A 14,513-nucleotide genomic window follows, 5' to 3' on the forward strand; every position below is an offset into this window, starting at 1 on the left:
GTGGGGGAAGGAGCAGGTACGCTGCCTAAACTAATAATGCTGTAATTAAGTTGTCAGAACACTAGCCATTTAAAAAAAGCCATTGCCAGCAAACGCCTGAGGCGCGTTATCTCGCAGACACCGGACCAATGAGCCGCTACCGCTTCGTCGCCGCCGTGCGCGGCCACTACCCCGTGCGGCGGCTCTGCCAGGTGCTAGGCGTACCGGCTAGTAGATTTTACGCTTGGCAAACAGAGCCCGCAACGGGCTGTGGGGTAGAAAACGCCGACCTGGGAAACAGCCTTGGTTAAGGTCTTTGGGTACCACAAACGCCGCTATGGCACCCGTCGGCTGCAGGTGGCGCTGCGCCAAAAAGGGCGCCGGATGAGCCGCCAGCGCCTGCGCACGGCCATGCGCCGCCGGGGGCTGCGTACCTTGCAACCCAAGGCCTACACCCCGCGCACGACCGACTCCACCCACGGGCTGCGCTGCGCCCCCAACCGGCTGCACTCCAGCATCGGCTACAGGACCCCGTATTCCACTTACCAATAACTTCATCAAACTACTGCCCTAAACTGTCCAGCCTAACCAGACCACCTCGATACTAATTGTGCCGGCCGAAAATGAAGCAGCCCATGAAATACCGAGTAGTTCATGGACTGTTTGCCGCCGGAGAGAAGCGCCCCCCCAGATTAGGCTGCGGAATAAAAAGTTAAAATTAAGATGGATTGTGCTTGCAAAGCAATTGGTTACGCGAGCCATATTTTTTTTGATGACGAAAAGAACGACAAAAAGTGTGTCGTTTAGCCCGTTAGGTCGAAAATGAAATTTGAGAAAAGCGGTGCGAAAAAAAATAACATTGCCGATGAGTTGCCGAGCGTAACAATGCCGTAATTTTGCATCGTGCTTCAACCAAAAAACTTGTTGATGAAGCGCGGGACCCCGCTCGGCAGGGAACCGCGAGTGGACCGAAAGGTCTTCACCACCATCATTTTTCCCGATTTTACCTCTGGTATTTCCGTTGTTTTTTCTGGGTGTTGCCTCGCTACCGTTTCGGATTCCGAAACGGTTTTTTTATGTCCGTTGAGTTCGTCGGTTGCTGCCCCGTAGCCAACTCACATTTCATAACTTAAATGCGGTGTAAGAGCATTGAAACCAGATAGTCTTACACGTCCCTTTCTACTGACTACGTATTTATTTTCCCCAACTCCGGTATGGCACGTAAAGACCTGCTCGACATCGCATCCCTTCACCGTGAGGAAATCGAGTTTTTGCTCGACCAATCCACGTCCTTTAAAAAACTGTTCACCCACTCGGTGAAAAAAATCCCCGCCCTTGAGGGCAAGTCCGTGCTCATGCTGTTCTACGAGGCCAGCACCCGGACGCACTCCTCCTTCGAGGTCGCGGCCAAACGCCTCTCGGCGGAGGTAACGAATTTCGACGTCGCCCACTCCTCCATCACCAAGGGCGAGTCGGTGCGGGAGACGATTGAGACGCTCCAGGCCATGCGCACCGACTACATCGTCGTCCGCCACGGTCACCCCGGCCTGCCCGGCATGATTGCCCGCCAAACCACGGCGTCGGTCATCAACGCCGGCGACGGGGCGCACGAGCACCCGACCCAGGCCCTGCTGGACGCCTTCACCATCAGGGAAAAATTTCCCGACCCCAGGGGCAAAAAAGTCCTCATCATCGGCGATATTCTCCACTCCCGCGTCGCGCGCTCCACCAGCACTTTGCTGCAAAAGCTGGGCGTCGAGGTCGCTTACCTCGGGCCGGGGTCGCTGGTGCCCAAGTATATCCCGGCAAGTATCCGCCGCTTCACCGACTATGAGGCGGCCATGGCCTGGGCGCCCGATGTGGTGTACCTGCTCCGCGTGCAGATGGAGCGCCAGGACGTGCAGTTTTTCCCCAGCGTCCGAGAATACCATCGGGTCTACGGCATCACCAACACCCGGCTGGCGGAAATCCGCGACCGCGGCCTCTATATTATGCACCCCGGCCCCGTGAACCGGGGGGTCGAGCTATGCGACGCCGTCATGGACTATGAGCGCTGCCTTATCACCAACCAGGTCGAAAACGGGATTTCCATTCGCATGGCCGTGCTCGACTGGCTCACGCCGGGCGGGGAATTCCCGAAGCAGGAATCGTATACCGCACGGCAGCGAGCCAGCTAAACGGTAGTTATACCCTAAATACCGGACGTGGCGGCTGGTTCCGCCCGTGTATTTTCTTCTTCAACAGCCAGAATACCCTCAATCCCTTGCCGGTTTACAGTACTCTTTCATCCATGCTCCTCCTTCAAAACGCCCGCATCGCCACCGAAAATTCACCCGTGCTTGTCGAGAGCGATGTCCTGATTGTCGAAGGAATAATTCAAGCCATCGGCACCAACCTGGCCATTCCCGAAGGGGCCCGGGTCATCGACGCGCGCGGCCGGGTGCTGATGCCCGGCATGTTTGATGCCCACGTCCACTTCCGCGCCCCGGGGTTTGAGAACAAAGAAACCATCACCACGGGCAGCGAGGCGGCCATCAACGGCGGCATTACCGGCGTGGTCATGATGCCGAACACCCGCCCGGCCCTCGACTCGGCAACTGCGATAGCCACCGTGCTGGAAAATGCCAAGCACCGGTCCCGCATTCCGGTATACACCTCCGGCTGCGTCACCAAGAACCGCGAGGGCAAGGAGCTGGCGGAAATCGAGGGCATGCGCGGACTCGGCGTGACAATGCTCACCGACGACGGGGACACCACCAATGACCCGGCGGTGCTGCTGCGGGCGATGCAGTACGCCACCGAATTTGGGATGTTTTTCGCCAGCCACTGCGAGGTGCCGGAGCTGGCCGGGCCGCGCGCCCTGAACGAAGGAGTGATGAGCTACCGGCTCGGTATTAAGGGTTCGCCGGCTTGCGCGGAGGAAATCATCATCGACCGCGACATCCGCCTGGCCCACGCGGCGGGCGCGCACATTCACATCCAGCACGTTTCCAGCAAGCTCGGCATGGAGACCATCCGCTGGTGGAAATCCCGCGGTGATGTGAAGGTCACGGCGGAAGTGACCCCGCACCATCTGATGTTCACCGACGAGCACATCGGCGATTACGACACGAACTATAAGATGAACCCGCCGCTGCGGACACAGGCGGATTGTGATGCCCTGCTCGAAGGGCTCATCGAAGGCGTATTCGACCTCATTGCTACCGACCATGCGCCGCACACGCCGTTCGAAAAAGCCCAGGATTTCATCAGCGCGCCCAATGGCATCACCGGCTTAGATACGGCGCTGGTGTCGCTCTATCACCACTTCGTCGAGCCCAAAAAATTCGGGTGGGACGTGGTGGTGAAGCGCTATTCGGCGGAGCCCCGCCGCCTGATGGGCCTGCCGGTAGCCGCCATCGAAGTCGGTCAAAAAGCCGAGTGCCTCTTGTTCGATACCGAAGCGGAAACGACCTTCACGCGGGAGTTTATGAAGTCTAAATCCCAGAACACGCCATTCATCGACCAGACGTTGAAAGGCCGGGTAGACTTGGTGATTTTAGGTACGGAAATTTTGCTGGAGCGCTGATAGGTAGAGCCTATTCGAATAATAAAAAGGCGGTCATGCTGAGCTTGTCGAAGCATCTCTACCGCTTCGTTGCAGCCGTGCGAACAAAGCATTAGAGATGCTTCGGCTACGCTCAGCATGACGTTCATTTTCAATTTGTTTCCCATGAGTACCCTTCTCACATCCGACACCCCCACCAGCGCCGCCTTGGACAAACCACTTGTCGGCGTTGTCATGGGCTCCAGCAGCGACTGGGATACCATGCAGCATGCCGTGCAGATGCTCTCGCACTTTGGCGTGGCCCACGAAGCGCGCGTGGTGTCGGCCCACCGCATGCCCGACGACTTGTTTGCCTACGCCGAACAAGCCGGCCCGCGCGGCTTGCAGGCCATCATCGCCGGCGCTGGTGGTGCCGCCCACCTGCCGGGCATGATGGCCGCCAAAACCACCCTGCCCGTGCTGGGGGTGCCGGTGGCCAGTCGCCATTTGCAGGGGGTGGACTCGCTGCACAGCATTGTGCAAATGCCCAAAGGGGTGCCCGTGGCCACGTTTGCGATTGGCAATGCCGGGGCGGCCAATGCCGCGCTGTTCGCGGTCAGCATGCTGGCCCTGCACGACCCGGACCTGGCGACCAAGCTGCAGGCGTTTCGCGCCGAACAAACCGAAGCCGCTCGCGCCATGACGTTGCCGGTATGAGCGCCGATATTCACGTTGCAGCCATGACCCCGGTTTTCCCGGGCAGTGTGGACGCCGCTGGCCAGCGGGCGACCCTGGGGGTAATGGGGGGCGGCCAGCTGGGCCGGATGTTTGTGCATGCCGCCCAGCGCCTGGGTTACTTCACCGCCGTGCTGGAGCCCGACGCACAAAGCCCGGCCGGGCGGGTGAGTCACCACCACATCCAGACCGACTACAACGACCCGGCCGGGCTGGCGCAACTGGCCCACCTGTGCCATGCCATCACCACCGAGTTTGAAAACGTGCCAGCCCAGGCCCTGCAAACGCTGGCGCTGACCCGGCCCGTGGCGCCAAGCGCGGCAGTGGTGGGCATTGCTCAAAACCGCATCGAGGAAAAAGCCCACTTCACGGCCTGCGCTGACATATCGGGGGTGACCTGCGCACCCTATGCGGTAATTGAAACGCTGGCCCAGCTGCAGGCCATCCAGGACGACAGGGCTGATTTGCTGCCCGGCATCCTGAAAACCGCGCGCATGGGCTATGACGGCAAGGGCCAGGTCCGCGTCAAGACAGCCGTTGAACTGGCCGCCGCCTGGGCGGAGTTGGGCGGCTCCGCCTGCGTGCTGGAAAAGATGCTGCCGCTAACCGCCGAGTGTTCGGTGCTGGTGGCGCGCGGCTGGGACGGGCAAGTTGTCAGCTTCGTGCCGCAGCGCAACGTGCATGTCGATGGCATTTTGGCCGTGACCCACGCTTACGAAGGAAATATGCCGCCAGCCCTGGCAGATAGGGCCCGCGACGCTGCCGTTTCCATAGCGCATCATATTGGCTATGTCGGGGTGCTGTGCGTCGAGTTTTTTGTGGTGGAAGACGGCAGCGAGCACGGCGGCTTGATTGTCAACGAGATGGCCCCGCGCCCGCACAACAGCGGCCACTACACCCTGGACGCCTGTGACGTGTCGCAGTTTGACCTGCAGGTCCACGCCATGGCGGGCTTGCCCTTGCCGCAGCCGCGCCAGCATTCCCCGGCCATCATGCTCAACCTGCTGGGCGATGTGTGGTTTGACGTCAACGGTCAACCGCATGAGCCTGACTGGCACACCGTGCTGAGCCTGCCGGGAACACACCTGCATCTGTACGGCAAGTTGCAAGCGCGCGTAGGCCGCAAGATGGGCCATCTGACTATCACCGGCCCGGATGTCGCCAGTGTCAAAACCGTGGCGCGCCGCGCCGCTGGTTTGCTCGGCCTGCCGGGGCTGGACACCATCTAGATGTTATTAATCATTTCTAACCGTGCCGCCGTGGCTCCCCCTCTCCATCGGAGAAGGGGCCGGGGGGTGAGGCAAACCGCCAGAACATGACCCAAACAGTAAAACTCATCCTCGAAGACGGCACCTCCATCGAAGGGGAATCCTTCGGCGCGTTCACCTCCGCCGCGGGCGAAGTCGTGTTCAGCACGGCCATGACCGGCTACCCCGAAAACCTCACCGACCCCTCCTTCGCCGGCCAGATTCTGGTGCTCACCACCCCCATGGTGGGCAACTACGGCGTGCCCGGCGAAGACCTTTACGAGTCGATTTCGAAGATTTTCGAGTCCGATAAAATCCACATTGCTGGGCTGGTGGTGACCTACTACTCCGAGGAGCACAGCCACTGGAACGCCGCCAAAAGCCTCGGCGACTGGCTCAAGGAGTACAACATCCCCGGCATCTGCGGCGTCGATACCCGCATGCTCACCAAGAAGCTGCGCGAAAAAGGCGCCATGTTGGGCAAAATCGTGGCCGAGGACGACGTGCCCCTTCACGACCCCAACCTCGACAACCTAGTGGCGCAGGTGAGCCCGGCCGGTATCCGGCACTACGGCAGCGGCCAGCACAAAATCGTGCTGGTGGACTGCGGCACCAAAACCAACATTATCCGCTGCTTCCTGGAGCGCGACGTGGAGCTGATTCGCGTGCCCTGGGACTACGATTTCACGACCCTCGACTACGACGGCCTGTTCCTGAGCAACGGCCCCGGCGACCCCAAAATGTGCGAAGCCACCATCCAGCACCTCCAAAAAGCCCTGCAACAGGACAAGCCGATTTTCGGCATCTGCCTGGGCAGCCAGCTCATGGGCCTGGCGGCGGGCGGCGACACCTTCAAGCTGAAATACGGCCACCGCAGCCACAACCAGCCCGTGAAGCTCACCGGCACCCAGCACTGTTACATCACCAGCCAAAACCACGGCTTCGCGGTAGATACCGCCACCCTGCCCGCCGAATGGGACATGCTATTCGAGAACCTGAACGACGGCACCTGCGAAGGCATCAAACACAAAACCAAACCGTTCTTCTCGACGCAGTTTCACCCTGAGGCTGCCGGCGGGCCACAGGATACGGAGTTTCTGTTTGATGATTTTTTAAAATCGGTAGTGGAGTACAAAAACCGATAGCGTATTGTAGATGCCTAACCATAATCTGTTTGCAAGCTCGCGCCCAGTAGTACTTCTACCGCATCAAGCATCCTGGGCTAGGGAATTCGCTGAAATAGCGGAGCGTATTCATGCTCTTGCCGGAAACGCAGTATCGCGCATCGACCATATTGGCTCCACAGCTGTGCCCGCGTTATCGGCGAAAGATGTGATTGACATACAACTGACTGTAGCGGATATCGAGAATGCAGCGCCCCTGATAAATTCTTTGGCACAAGCTAATTTTAGAGCAGAAGCATCGTTCGAATATGATGATTTTCATGGTTTGCCACCTCAGTCTCCGGAACTACGCAAACGCTACTTACGGGAGCCGGCGGGTGAGCGACGCACGCATGTTCACGTGCGGGAAGCCGGCCGGTTTAATACTCGTTATGCACTGCTATTTCGAGACTACCTCCGCGCAAATGCAGCCGCACGCGAAGAATATGAGCTTCTAAAACACCGTGCTACGGAAGTCTTTCCGAACAGTGTAGACGGATATCTTTTCCTGAAAGAACCCGTTTTTCACCTCATCCATCAAGCTGCTGAGCTATGGGCTCAGAAGGTAGGCTGGAAAAATAATTAACCAGAACCCAATATAAAGCCCGCGCATCGTCAGGCTCCCCCTCCCCACCGGAGAGGGGGCCGGGGGGTGGGGTCATACGAATGAACAAACCCAACAAAGTTCTCATCCTCGGTTCCGGGGCCCTCAAAATCGGCGAGGCCGGGGAATTCGATTATTCTGGCTCGCAGGCCCTTAAGGCGCTGAAGGAGGAAGGCATCCGCACCATCCTCATCAACCCCAACATTGCCACCGTGCAGACGTCGGACAACATGGCCGACGACGTGTACTTCCTGCCCGTGACGCCCTACTTCGTGGAGGAGGTCATCAAAAAGGAGCAACCCGATGGCATTCTGGTGGCCTTTGGCGGCCAAACGGCGCTGAACTGCGCCGTGGCCCTGTACCGCGCCGGCGTGTTCGAGAAGTACAACGTGCAGGTGCTGGGCACGCCCGTTCAGAGCATCATCGACACCGAGGACCGGGAGATTTTCAAGGTTAAGCTCGACCAGATTGGCGTGCATTCGGCCCGCAGCGTGGCCGTGACGACGATGGACGACGCGCTGGCGGCGGGGGAGAAAATCGGTTTCCCCATTATCGTGCGGGCGGCGTTCGCGCTGGGCGGGCTGGGCAGCGGCTTCGCCAATAACCTGGACGAGCTGCGGACGCTGGCCCAAAAATCCTTCACCACTTCCGACCAGATTCTGGTGGAAGAATCACTGAAGGGCTGGAAGGAAGTGGAGTACGAAGTGGTGCGCGATGCGTTCGATAACTGCATTACGGTCTGCAACATGGAGAACTTCGACCCCATCGGCATCCACACCGGCGAGAGCATCGTGGTGGCCCCGTCGCAGACGCTGAGCAACCGCGAGTACCACAAGCTGCGCACCATCGGCATCCAAACCATCCGGCACCTGGGCATCGTGGGCGAGTGCAACATTCAGTACGCCCTCGACCCGGTGTCGGAAGATTACCGCGTGATTGAGGTGAACGCGCGCCTGTCGCGCTCCTCGGCGCTGGCCTCCAAGGCGACGGGCTACCCGCTGGCCTTCGTGGCCGCCAAGCTGAGCCTGGGCTACTCATTGGCCGAGCTGAAAAACAGCGTGACGCAGACGACTTCGGCCTTTTTCGAGCCGGCGCTCGACTACGTGGTGGTGAAGCTGCCGCGCTGGGACTTGGGCAAGTTCGCGGGCGTTAACCGTCAGATTGGCAGCGCGATGAAGAGCGTGGGCGAAGTCATGGCCATCGGAAAATCCTTCGAGGAAGCTATTCAGAAGGGCCTGCGGATGCTGGACACCGGCAAGCGCGGCTTCGTGGCCAACCGGCCCGAGGAGGACCTGGATAACGCCACTATCGACCAGCTCCTGAGCGAGCCGAACGAGGAACGCATCTTTGCCATCAACAGCGCTTTTGAGGCGGGCTACACGCTGGAGCAAGTACATCAATTGACGAAGATTGACCATTGGTTCTTGCAGCGGCTCTACACCATTTTCGAGCTTGGCAACCAGCTCGCCGCGGGTCGCCCTACTGGCCTCGATGGCTTGGAAACCAAGCTGCTGCGCGACGCGAAGAAAGCCGGTTTCTCCGACCAGCAAATTGCCGTGCAGCTGCTGGGCGAAGGCGACGTGAAGGCCGACGAGCTGCTGGTGCGCGCCCGCCGCAAGGCCCTGGGCGTACTGCCCGTGGTGAAGCAGATTGACACGCTGGCGGCTGAATTTCCGGCCAAAACCAACTACCTCTACACCACTTACCACGGCACCGAAAACGACCTGACGCGCGAAACCGCCAAGTCCATCTTGGTGCTGGGCTCGGGCGTGTACCGCATCGGCTCGTCGGTGGAGTTTGATTGGTGCGGCGTGCAGGCCGTGCAAACGGCGGCGGCCGAGGGCTACAAAACCATCATCATCAACTACAACCCCGAAACCGTTTCGACCGACTACGACGTCAGCGACCGGCTGTATTTCGAGGAGCTGAGCTTCGAGCGGGTGATGGACATCCTGGATTTTGAGCAGCCCGGCGGCGTGATTCTGAGCACCGGCGGCCAGATTCCCAACAACCTCGCCACCCGCCTCGAAGAAGCCCACGCGCCCATCCTGGGCACCACGGCCGCGCACATTGACGAGGCCGAGAACCGCCACAAGTTCAGCAGCATCATGGACGAACTGGGCATAGCACAGCCGCGCTGGAAAGAGCTGACTTCACTCGGGGCCATGCAAGAATTCGTGCGCGAAGTCGGGTTCCCGGTGCTCATCCGGCCGAGCTACGTGCTGTCAGGCGCAGCCATGAACGTGGTTTCTAACAACTTCGAGCTGGAAGAATTCCTGAAAACGGCCGCCGAGGTCAGCGCCGAATACCCGGTGGTGGTGTCCGAGTTTATCCAGGAAGCCAAAGAGATTGAGTTGGACGCGGTGGCCGACCACGGCGAAATTGTGAGCTACGCCATCTCGGAGCACGTGGAGTTTGCCGGCGTGCATTCTGGCGACGCGACGATGTACTACCCGCCGCAACGGGTGTACGTGGGCACCATCCGCAAGCTGAAAATCATCGCCGAAAAGATTGCCAGGCGCTACGAAATCAGCGGCCCGTTCAACATCCAGTTCCTGGAAAAAAACGGCGAAATCCGCGTGATTGAGTGCAACATCCGGGCCTCCCGCAGCTACCCTTTCGTGTCGAAAATCTCGGGCAACAACCTCATCCAAAAAGCCACCCAAATCCTGCTGGGCCGCCCCGTGGAGCGTGACGAAAGCGAGCGGATATACGACCTGCCCTTCGTGGGCGTGAAAGCCCCGCAGTTCTCTTTCACCCGCCTGCCCGGCGCCGACCCGGTGCTACGCGTCGACATGGTGAGCACCGGCGAAGTCGGCTGCCTGGGCGACACCGCCGAGGAAGCCCTGCTGAAATCGATGCTGAGTGTGGGCTACAAAATCCCGCAGAAAACCGTGCTGATTTCCGGCGGCCCCATCATCTCCAAAGTGGCGCTGCTCGCGCCCGCCGCGCTACTCATAAAAAAGGGCTACACCGTGTACGCCACGCAAGGCACGCACCGTTTCTTCGCCGAAAACGGCATCCCCAGCAGCCTGCTCTTCTGGCCCGATGATTTGCAGGAGCCCAACGTGCTGACGTATCTGAAGGAGAAGAAAATTGACTTGGTCATTAATATCCCCAAAAACCTGTCGAAAGGCGAGTTGGATAACGACTACAAAATCCGCCGCACGGCCGTGGATTTTGGTGTGCCCTTGCTGACGAATGCACGGCTGGCGAAGGCCTTTATTCAGGCCTTCTGCACGCTGGAGATGAAGGATTTGAAGATTAAGAGCTGGAACGAGTATAAAGCGATGTAGCGCGGACTTTGTAGTCCTCGCATAGCTCAACTTTATGCAAAGCACAGAATTGCCGGAGCGTTGGAAACTGAAGCTTCGGCAATTCTGATTGCGAAAGGAAGCACTAAGAGCAGTTTCGGGGTTGATGTACATAATTCGGACGTGAAAGCGTATTCACACGATTTGCGGGAACGAGTGGCGGCGGCGTGCGCCGGACCAGGGGCCAAAATATAGCAAGTAGCAGCCCGCTTTTCAGTTTCGTTGTTGTTCACCAACAAGATTTTGCGTCGCCAACGCACAAGCGGTTCGGTGGCCGAACTGCCCCGCCATCCCAGCCCGGCCCCGCGCCTGGACGCGGCGGGCGACCAGCGCCTGCTGGGCCTGCCAGCGCGCGCAACCGGATGCCACGCTGGCCGAAATCGGCTAGGCCTTGGCGGCGGCTGGCGGCCAGTCGTTGCAGCGCACGGCCGTGTGGCAGGCGGTGGAACGCCTCGGCTGTGGACGGGGCCGTCAGCGGCGACGTGTTTGCCGCCTACCTCGACCAGGTGCCCGGCCCCACCCTGCGGGCGGGCGACGTAGTGGTGCTCGACAATTTGTCGGGGTATAAAGGGGATGAGCTGGACGAAACCGTGCAAAAATACCGAGCGCGCTTGCGCCACTTGCCGCCTTACTCACCGGACTTTAATCCGATTCAACGAGCCTTCAGCAAGCTCAAAACGGGGCTGCGCACGGCCTAGGCCCGTACCCAGGAGGCCCTGAAAGCCATCATTCAGACCGCCACCGACTGGATAACGGAGCGCGACGTGGAAAACTGGTCCGACCATTGTGGCTGCCACGTACATTGACCTGAGAACTGCTCTAGTTTGACATGGCTGGACAAAAGCCTTACTTATTTTTTTTTACTATTCAGCCGAGTTAGACGGCCTTACGTATGCCGCATACTTTACCGCCTATCCTTTGTTTTTTCAAAAATCCAGCCCCATTCACTCGTTATTCTTAAGAAAATGAATAAAATAGTACTATTTCTGGCAACGGCGTTCGCGCTCTTGTCTTGTCCGCAAATGAGCGCTGCGCAAGCGGTAGCGCCGCCTTTAGGAGCTGCTTCCAGCTTCGTACTGTTTACCTCCGTGGGGGCCTTCGACAATGTTGGCCCATCCGTCATTCGGGGCGATATCGGCACCAATGCCGGCGCTTTCAGCGGCTTTCCTCCGGGCGTGGTAACGGGGAGCATCCACGTTGCCGATACGCGTTCGACGCAAGCGGCTACGGATGTGCAGGCGGCCTTCGCACACATGTCCAACATTGCCTGCGTGGTGCCGCTGGCGGTGTACGGCGGCCCGGTTACCAACCCTCAGGTGCTGACTCCTAACTCGTACTGCGTGGGAGCGGCCACAACCTTGGCGGGAAGCCTGATTCTGGATGGGCAAAACAACCCGAACGCGTTGTTTTTTCTGCGGGTATCGGGGGCATTAACTACGGGCGAAGGCTCAACTGTTACCTTGATTAACGGAGCCTCCCTCAGCAACGTGTATTGGCAGGTAACGGGCCGAGTCGACTTAGGTAGAAACTCCACTCTCCGGGGTACGCTGATTGTGGATGGCGCTATCAACATGATACAAGGCGCTACGCTGCTGGGCCGGGGCCTAACCCGGGCCGGCGCAATCACCATCGATAGCAATACCGCTACCCTGTCCTGCGATGCCGGCTTTTCATACGCCAGCAGTTCCTTCTGCCAAAACGGTTCCAACCCTTCGCCTACCGGCACGAGCACGGCGGGCGGCACTTACTCTTCCACTACCGGCTTGAGCATCAACGCCAACACCGGTACCATTACGTTGGCTACTTCGACACCCGGCACTTACACCGTGACGCGCACCACCCCTACGTGCAGCAGCACGGCCAACGTCACCATTGCCGCCCCGGCCACGACGGGCTTTAGCTACTCCTCGGCTGCCTATTGCACCAATGCCACGGGTAACCAAGCTGCGGTGCTGGCCAGTGGCAGCACCACGGGCGGCACGTTTACTTCGGGCACAGGCCTCACGCTGAACGCTACGACCGGGGCCATCACGCCTTCGTCGTCTACCCCCGGTGCCTACACTGTAACCTATAGCGTGACCGGCAACTGCCCGGCCAGCAGCACCAGGCCCGTCACGATTAACGCGGTGCCGACGGCTCCGACGCTGACCAGCTCGGGCACAACGGCCACGGGCATCACGCTCACTTCGAGCGCGGCCGCGGGCAATCAGTTTTTCCTCAACGGTGTGGCCGTAGCAGGGGCTACGGGCCAGACTTACTTCATCAACTCCGGCACCCGCAACGGCAGCTACACCGTAACCACCACTAGTGCCGCCGGCTGCACCTCGGCCGCCTCGGCCCCGGTGGCGGTAGTCGTAACGGCCGCCCGCACGGCTGCCACCGGCCCCACGCTGAACGTATACCCCAACCCCACGCCCGATGGCCAGTTGCAAGTGGAGTTGGTTGGCTCTCCGAAAGCTGTGGAGCTAACGGTGCGCAATGTGCTTGGGCAAGCGGTGTTCCACCGGAGTGCGGCCGCTGGCGGGCAGCTGTTGATGCTCGACTTGTCGGCGTTGCCGGCCGGTGTGTACGTGTTGCAAGGCCGCTCGGCCGACGGCACCACCGAGCGCCGCTTTGTGCGCGAGTAGCGTTACCTCGGCACGGTAATTAGTAGAAAAGGCCTGTCGTTGCGGCGGGCCTTTTTTGCTGATAACAGGTTAACTATGAACCGAATTAGAGTGCTCCCGGGTACGGACTTGGGCCGTGCGCAGCCAGGTCTTGAGCTTGCTGAAGGCCCGTTCAATGGAGTTAAAATCGGGCGAGTAGGGCGGTAAATACAGCAGGCGTGCCCCGCGGGCTTCGACCAGTTCGGCCAGGCCAGCTGCTTTGTGGGTCGGCAGATTGTCGAGTACGACCACGTCGCCGGGTACCAGCGTGGGGCCGAGTACCTAGTCGAGGTAGGCAGCAAACACGTCGCCGTTGACGGCCCCACTTACGGTTATGGCCGCTTACAACTCATGCGGGGTCAGCGCCGCCACCAGCGTCACGTTCGGCCCGCCGTGCCGGGGCGTGGCCTGGTGGGCCCGTTGTCCGCCTTCGGCGCGGGCGTAACGACGGCAGTACGTGAGGTTGGTGCTCGTTTCGTCCACAAACTTGAAGCAGGTAAAATCTTCGGCTTGCACCGCCGCAACGAAGGCTGCCCGCAAGGCCCTCATCCGCTCGGTGTCGCGCTCGGCGGCGTGGACGCGCTTTTTTTCGCCGCCAATCCAGTGCCTGCACCGCCCGCCCCAGCGTGGCCGGGCTCACAACCGGACCGCCCAGCGCGACCACCCACCCGCGCAACTCTTCGAGGGTGGCATCGGGCTGTTGGCGCAAGCAGGCCACCAACTCAGCGCGGGCCACCGCGTCGAGTAGCGGGGCAGGGCCACTGCGCGGGGGCAGCGCCGCCAACGCCCCGTTCGCGCGGTGGCGGTGCAATAGCCAGCCGCGCCCGACCCGGGCCAACCGGGTGTGGGTGAGCGACAGCACGTATTTGCCCCTGGCCAATGGCACGTGGGCGTACTTGTGCGACTTTAAGGACGTGTGCACTAAGCACGTTGTGGGCTGGCAGGTGCGGCCCGGAATGCCAAAGGCCTTGGTTACTTGCGCCATGCAGCGGGCGCTGCTGGCCCAACGGCCTGCCCTACCGGGTACGACCCAAGCCGAAAGCCGCTGGTCCCGCCTCAAAACTGAGGCGCTCGAAGCCCGCGACTGGTCCGTCTTTTCCGATTTGGCGGATGCCCAGGCCAGCATCGCCGAGTATTTTGATTACTACAATCATGACCGTTGCCACTCCAGCATTGGCTACTAAAATCTTTATCAAATTCACCAACAACAACAACAACTTAACAATATCACCCCATTCTCTTGTATGATTGCACTGCCTCTCAAGTAGAGAGGTAGCCAGAAAAGGAAACGAGGACACCA

At 60.0% G+C, this 14,513-nt stretch carries 14 protein-coding genes; 12 read left to right on the plus strand and 2 right to left on the minus strand.

Going from position 1 to position 14,513, the window contains the following annotated elements; all coding sequences use genetic code 11:
* Positions 1-282 precede the first annotated feature (282 nt).
* From IEW17_RS19715 to IEW17_RS19760, 10 genes are all read left to right on the plus strand, one after another.
* Positions 283-531 (plus strand): IS3 family transposase, encoded by a 249-nt coding sequence (locus tag IEW17_RS19715; protein WP_188563779.1) that lies wholly within the window; start codon positions 283-285, stop codon positions 529-531.
* Between the two features lie 662 nt (positions 532-1,193).
* Positions 1,194-2,156 carry an aspartate carbamoyltransferase catalytic subunit gene (locus tag IEW17_RS19720; protein ID WP_188563780.1) on the plus strand — a complete coding sequence of 321 codons (963 nt, stop codon included), beginning with the start codon at positions 1,194-1,196 and terminating at the stop codon, positions 2,154-2,156.
* A 113-nt stretch (positions 2,157-2,269) separates the two neighbouring features.
* Positions 2,270-3,547, plus strand: coding sequence for a dihydroorotase (locus IEW17_RS19725; RefSeq protein WP_188563781.1), 1,278 nt, complete (start codon positions 2,270-2,272; stop codon positions 3,545-3,547).
* 144 nt (positions 3,548-3,691) lie between these two features.
* Positions 3,692-4,222: a 5-(carboxyamino)imidazole ribonucleotide mutase gene (gene purE, locus IEW17_RS19730; RefSeq protein WP_229749158.1), complete on the plus strand. Its 531-nt coding sequence runs from the start codon at positions 3,692-3,694 to the stop codon at positions 4,220-4,222.
* Between the two features lie 23 nt (positions 4,223-4,245).
* Positions 4,246-5,469 (plus strand): 5-(carboxyamino)imidazole ribonucleotide synthase, encoded by a 1,224-nt coding sequence (locus IEW17_RS19735; protein WP_188563782.1) that lies wholly within the window; start codon positions 4,246-4,248, stop codon positions 5,467-5,469.
* Positions 5,470-5,555: 86 nt separating this feature from the next.
* Positions 5,556-6,632, plus strand: a complete 1,077-nt coding sequence (gene carA, locus IEW17_RS19740) for a glutamine-hydrolyzing carbamoyl-phosphate synthase small subunit (RefSeq protein ID WP_188563783.1) — start codon at positions 5,556-5,558, stop codon at positions 6,630-6,632.
* Positions 6,633-6,642: 10 nt separating this feature from the next.
* Positions 6,643-7,236 carry a GrpB family protein gene (locus IEW17_RS19745; protein WP_188563784.1) on the plus strand — a complete coding sequence of 198 codons (594 nt, stop codon included), beginning with the start codon at positions 6,643-6,645 and terminating at the stop codon, positions 7,234-7,236.
* Between the two features lie 80 nt (positions 7,237-7,316).
* On the plus strand, positions 7,317-10,550 hold the full coding sequence (carB, locus tag IEW17_RS19750; RefSeq protein ID WP_188563785.1) for a carbamoyl-phosphate synthase (glutamine-hydrolyzing) large subunit: 3,234 nt from the start codon (positions 7,317-7,319) through the stop codon (positions 10,548-10,550).
* A gap of 380 nt (positions 10,551-10,930) precedes the next feature.
* Entirely contained in the window at positions 10,931-11,266 is a 336-nt protein-coding gene (locus IEW17_RS19755; RefSeq protein ID WP_373286177.1) for a transposase, read from the plus strand.
* A gap of 324 nt (positions 11,267-11,590) precedes the next feature.
* Positions 11,591-13,195: an ice-binding family protein gene (locus tag IEW17_RS19760; RefSeq protein WP_188563787.1), complete on the plus strand. Its 1,605-nt coding sequence runs from the start codon at positions 11,591-11,593 to the stop codon at positions 13,193-13,195.
* Positions 13,196-13,264: 69 nt separating this feature from the next.
* On the opposite strand, the gene IEW17_RS19765 is transcribed toward IEW17_RS19760, so the two are convergent.
* Positions 13,265-13,465, minus strand: a complete 201-nt coding sequence (locus IEW17_RS19765) for a transposase (protein ID WP_188563788.1) — start codon at positions 13,463-13,465, stop codon at positions 13,265-13,267.
* A gap of 90 nt (positions 13,466-13,555) precedes the next feature.
* Entirely contained in the window at positions 13,556-13,696 is a 141-nt protein-coding gene (locus tag IEW17_RS19770; RefSeq protein WP_188563789.1) for a hypothetical protein, read from the minus strand.
* Positions 13,697-13,700: 4 nt separating this feature from the next.
* Between IEW17_RS19770 and IEW17_RS19775 the strand changes: the two genes are divergently transcribed.
* Positions 13,701-13,961 (plus strand): hypothetical protein, encoded by a 261-nt coding sequence (locus IEW17_RS19775; protein WP_188563790.1) that lies wholly within the window; start codon positions 13,701-13,703, stop codon positions 13,959-13,961.
* Entirely contained in the window at positions 13,900-14,397 is a 498-nt protein-coding gene (locus IEW17_RS19780) for an integrase core domain-containing protein (RefSeq protein ID WP_188563791.1), read from the plus strand. Before IEW17_RS19775 ends, IEW17_RS19780 begins: the two co-directional genes overlap by 62 nt.
* Positions 14,398-14,513 lie beyond the last annotated feature (116 nt).

The organism is Hymenobacter frigidus, from assembly GCF_014640435.1.
Lineage (GTDB): Bacteria > Bacteroidota > Bacteroidia > Cytophagales > Hymenobacteraceae > Hymenobacter > Hymenobacter frigidus.

Bases quoted from the DNA above. Each gene is read 5' to 3' on its own strand.
- IEW17_RS19720 (WP_188563780.1), top strand. From the start codon at position 1,194: ATGGCACGTAAAGACCTGCTCGACATCGCATCCCTTCACCGTGAGGAA.
- IEW17_RS19725 (WP_188563781.1), top strand. From the start codon at position 2,270: ATGCTCCTCCTTCAAAACGCCCGCATCGCCACCGAAAATTCACCCGTG.
- purE (WP_229749158.1), top strand. From the start codon at position 3,692: ATGAGTACCCTTCTCACATCCGACACCCCCACCAGCGCCGCCTTGGAC.
- IEW17_RS19735 (WP_188563782.1), top strand. From the start codon at position 4,246: ATGACCCCGGTTTTCCCGGGCAGTGTGGACGCCGCTGGCCAGCGGGCG.
- carA (WP_188563783.1), top strand. From the start codon at position 5,556: ATGACCCAAACAGTAAAACTCATCCTCGAAGACGGCACCTCCATCGAA.
- IEW17_RS19745 (WP_188563784.1), top strand. From the start codon at position 6,643: ATGCCTAACCATAATCTGTTTGCAAGCTCGCGCCCAGTAGTACTTCTA.
- carB (WP_188563785.1), top strand. From the start codon at position 7,317: ATGAACAAACCCAACAAAGTTCTCATCCTCGGTTCCGGGGCCCTCAAA.
- IEW17_RS19755 (WP_373286177.1), top strand. From the start codon at position 10,931: ATGCCACGCTGGCCGAAATCGGCTAGGCCTTGGCGGCGGCTGGCGGCC.
- IEW17_RS19760 (WP_188563787.1), top strand. From the start codon at position 11,591: ATGAGCGCTGCGCAAGCGGTAGCGCCGCCTTTAGGAGCTGCTTCCAGC.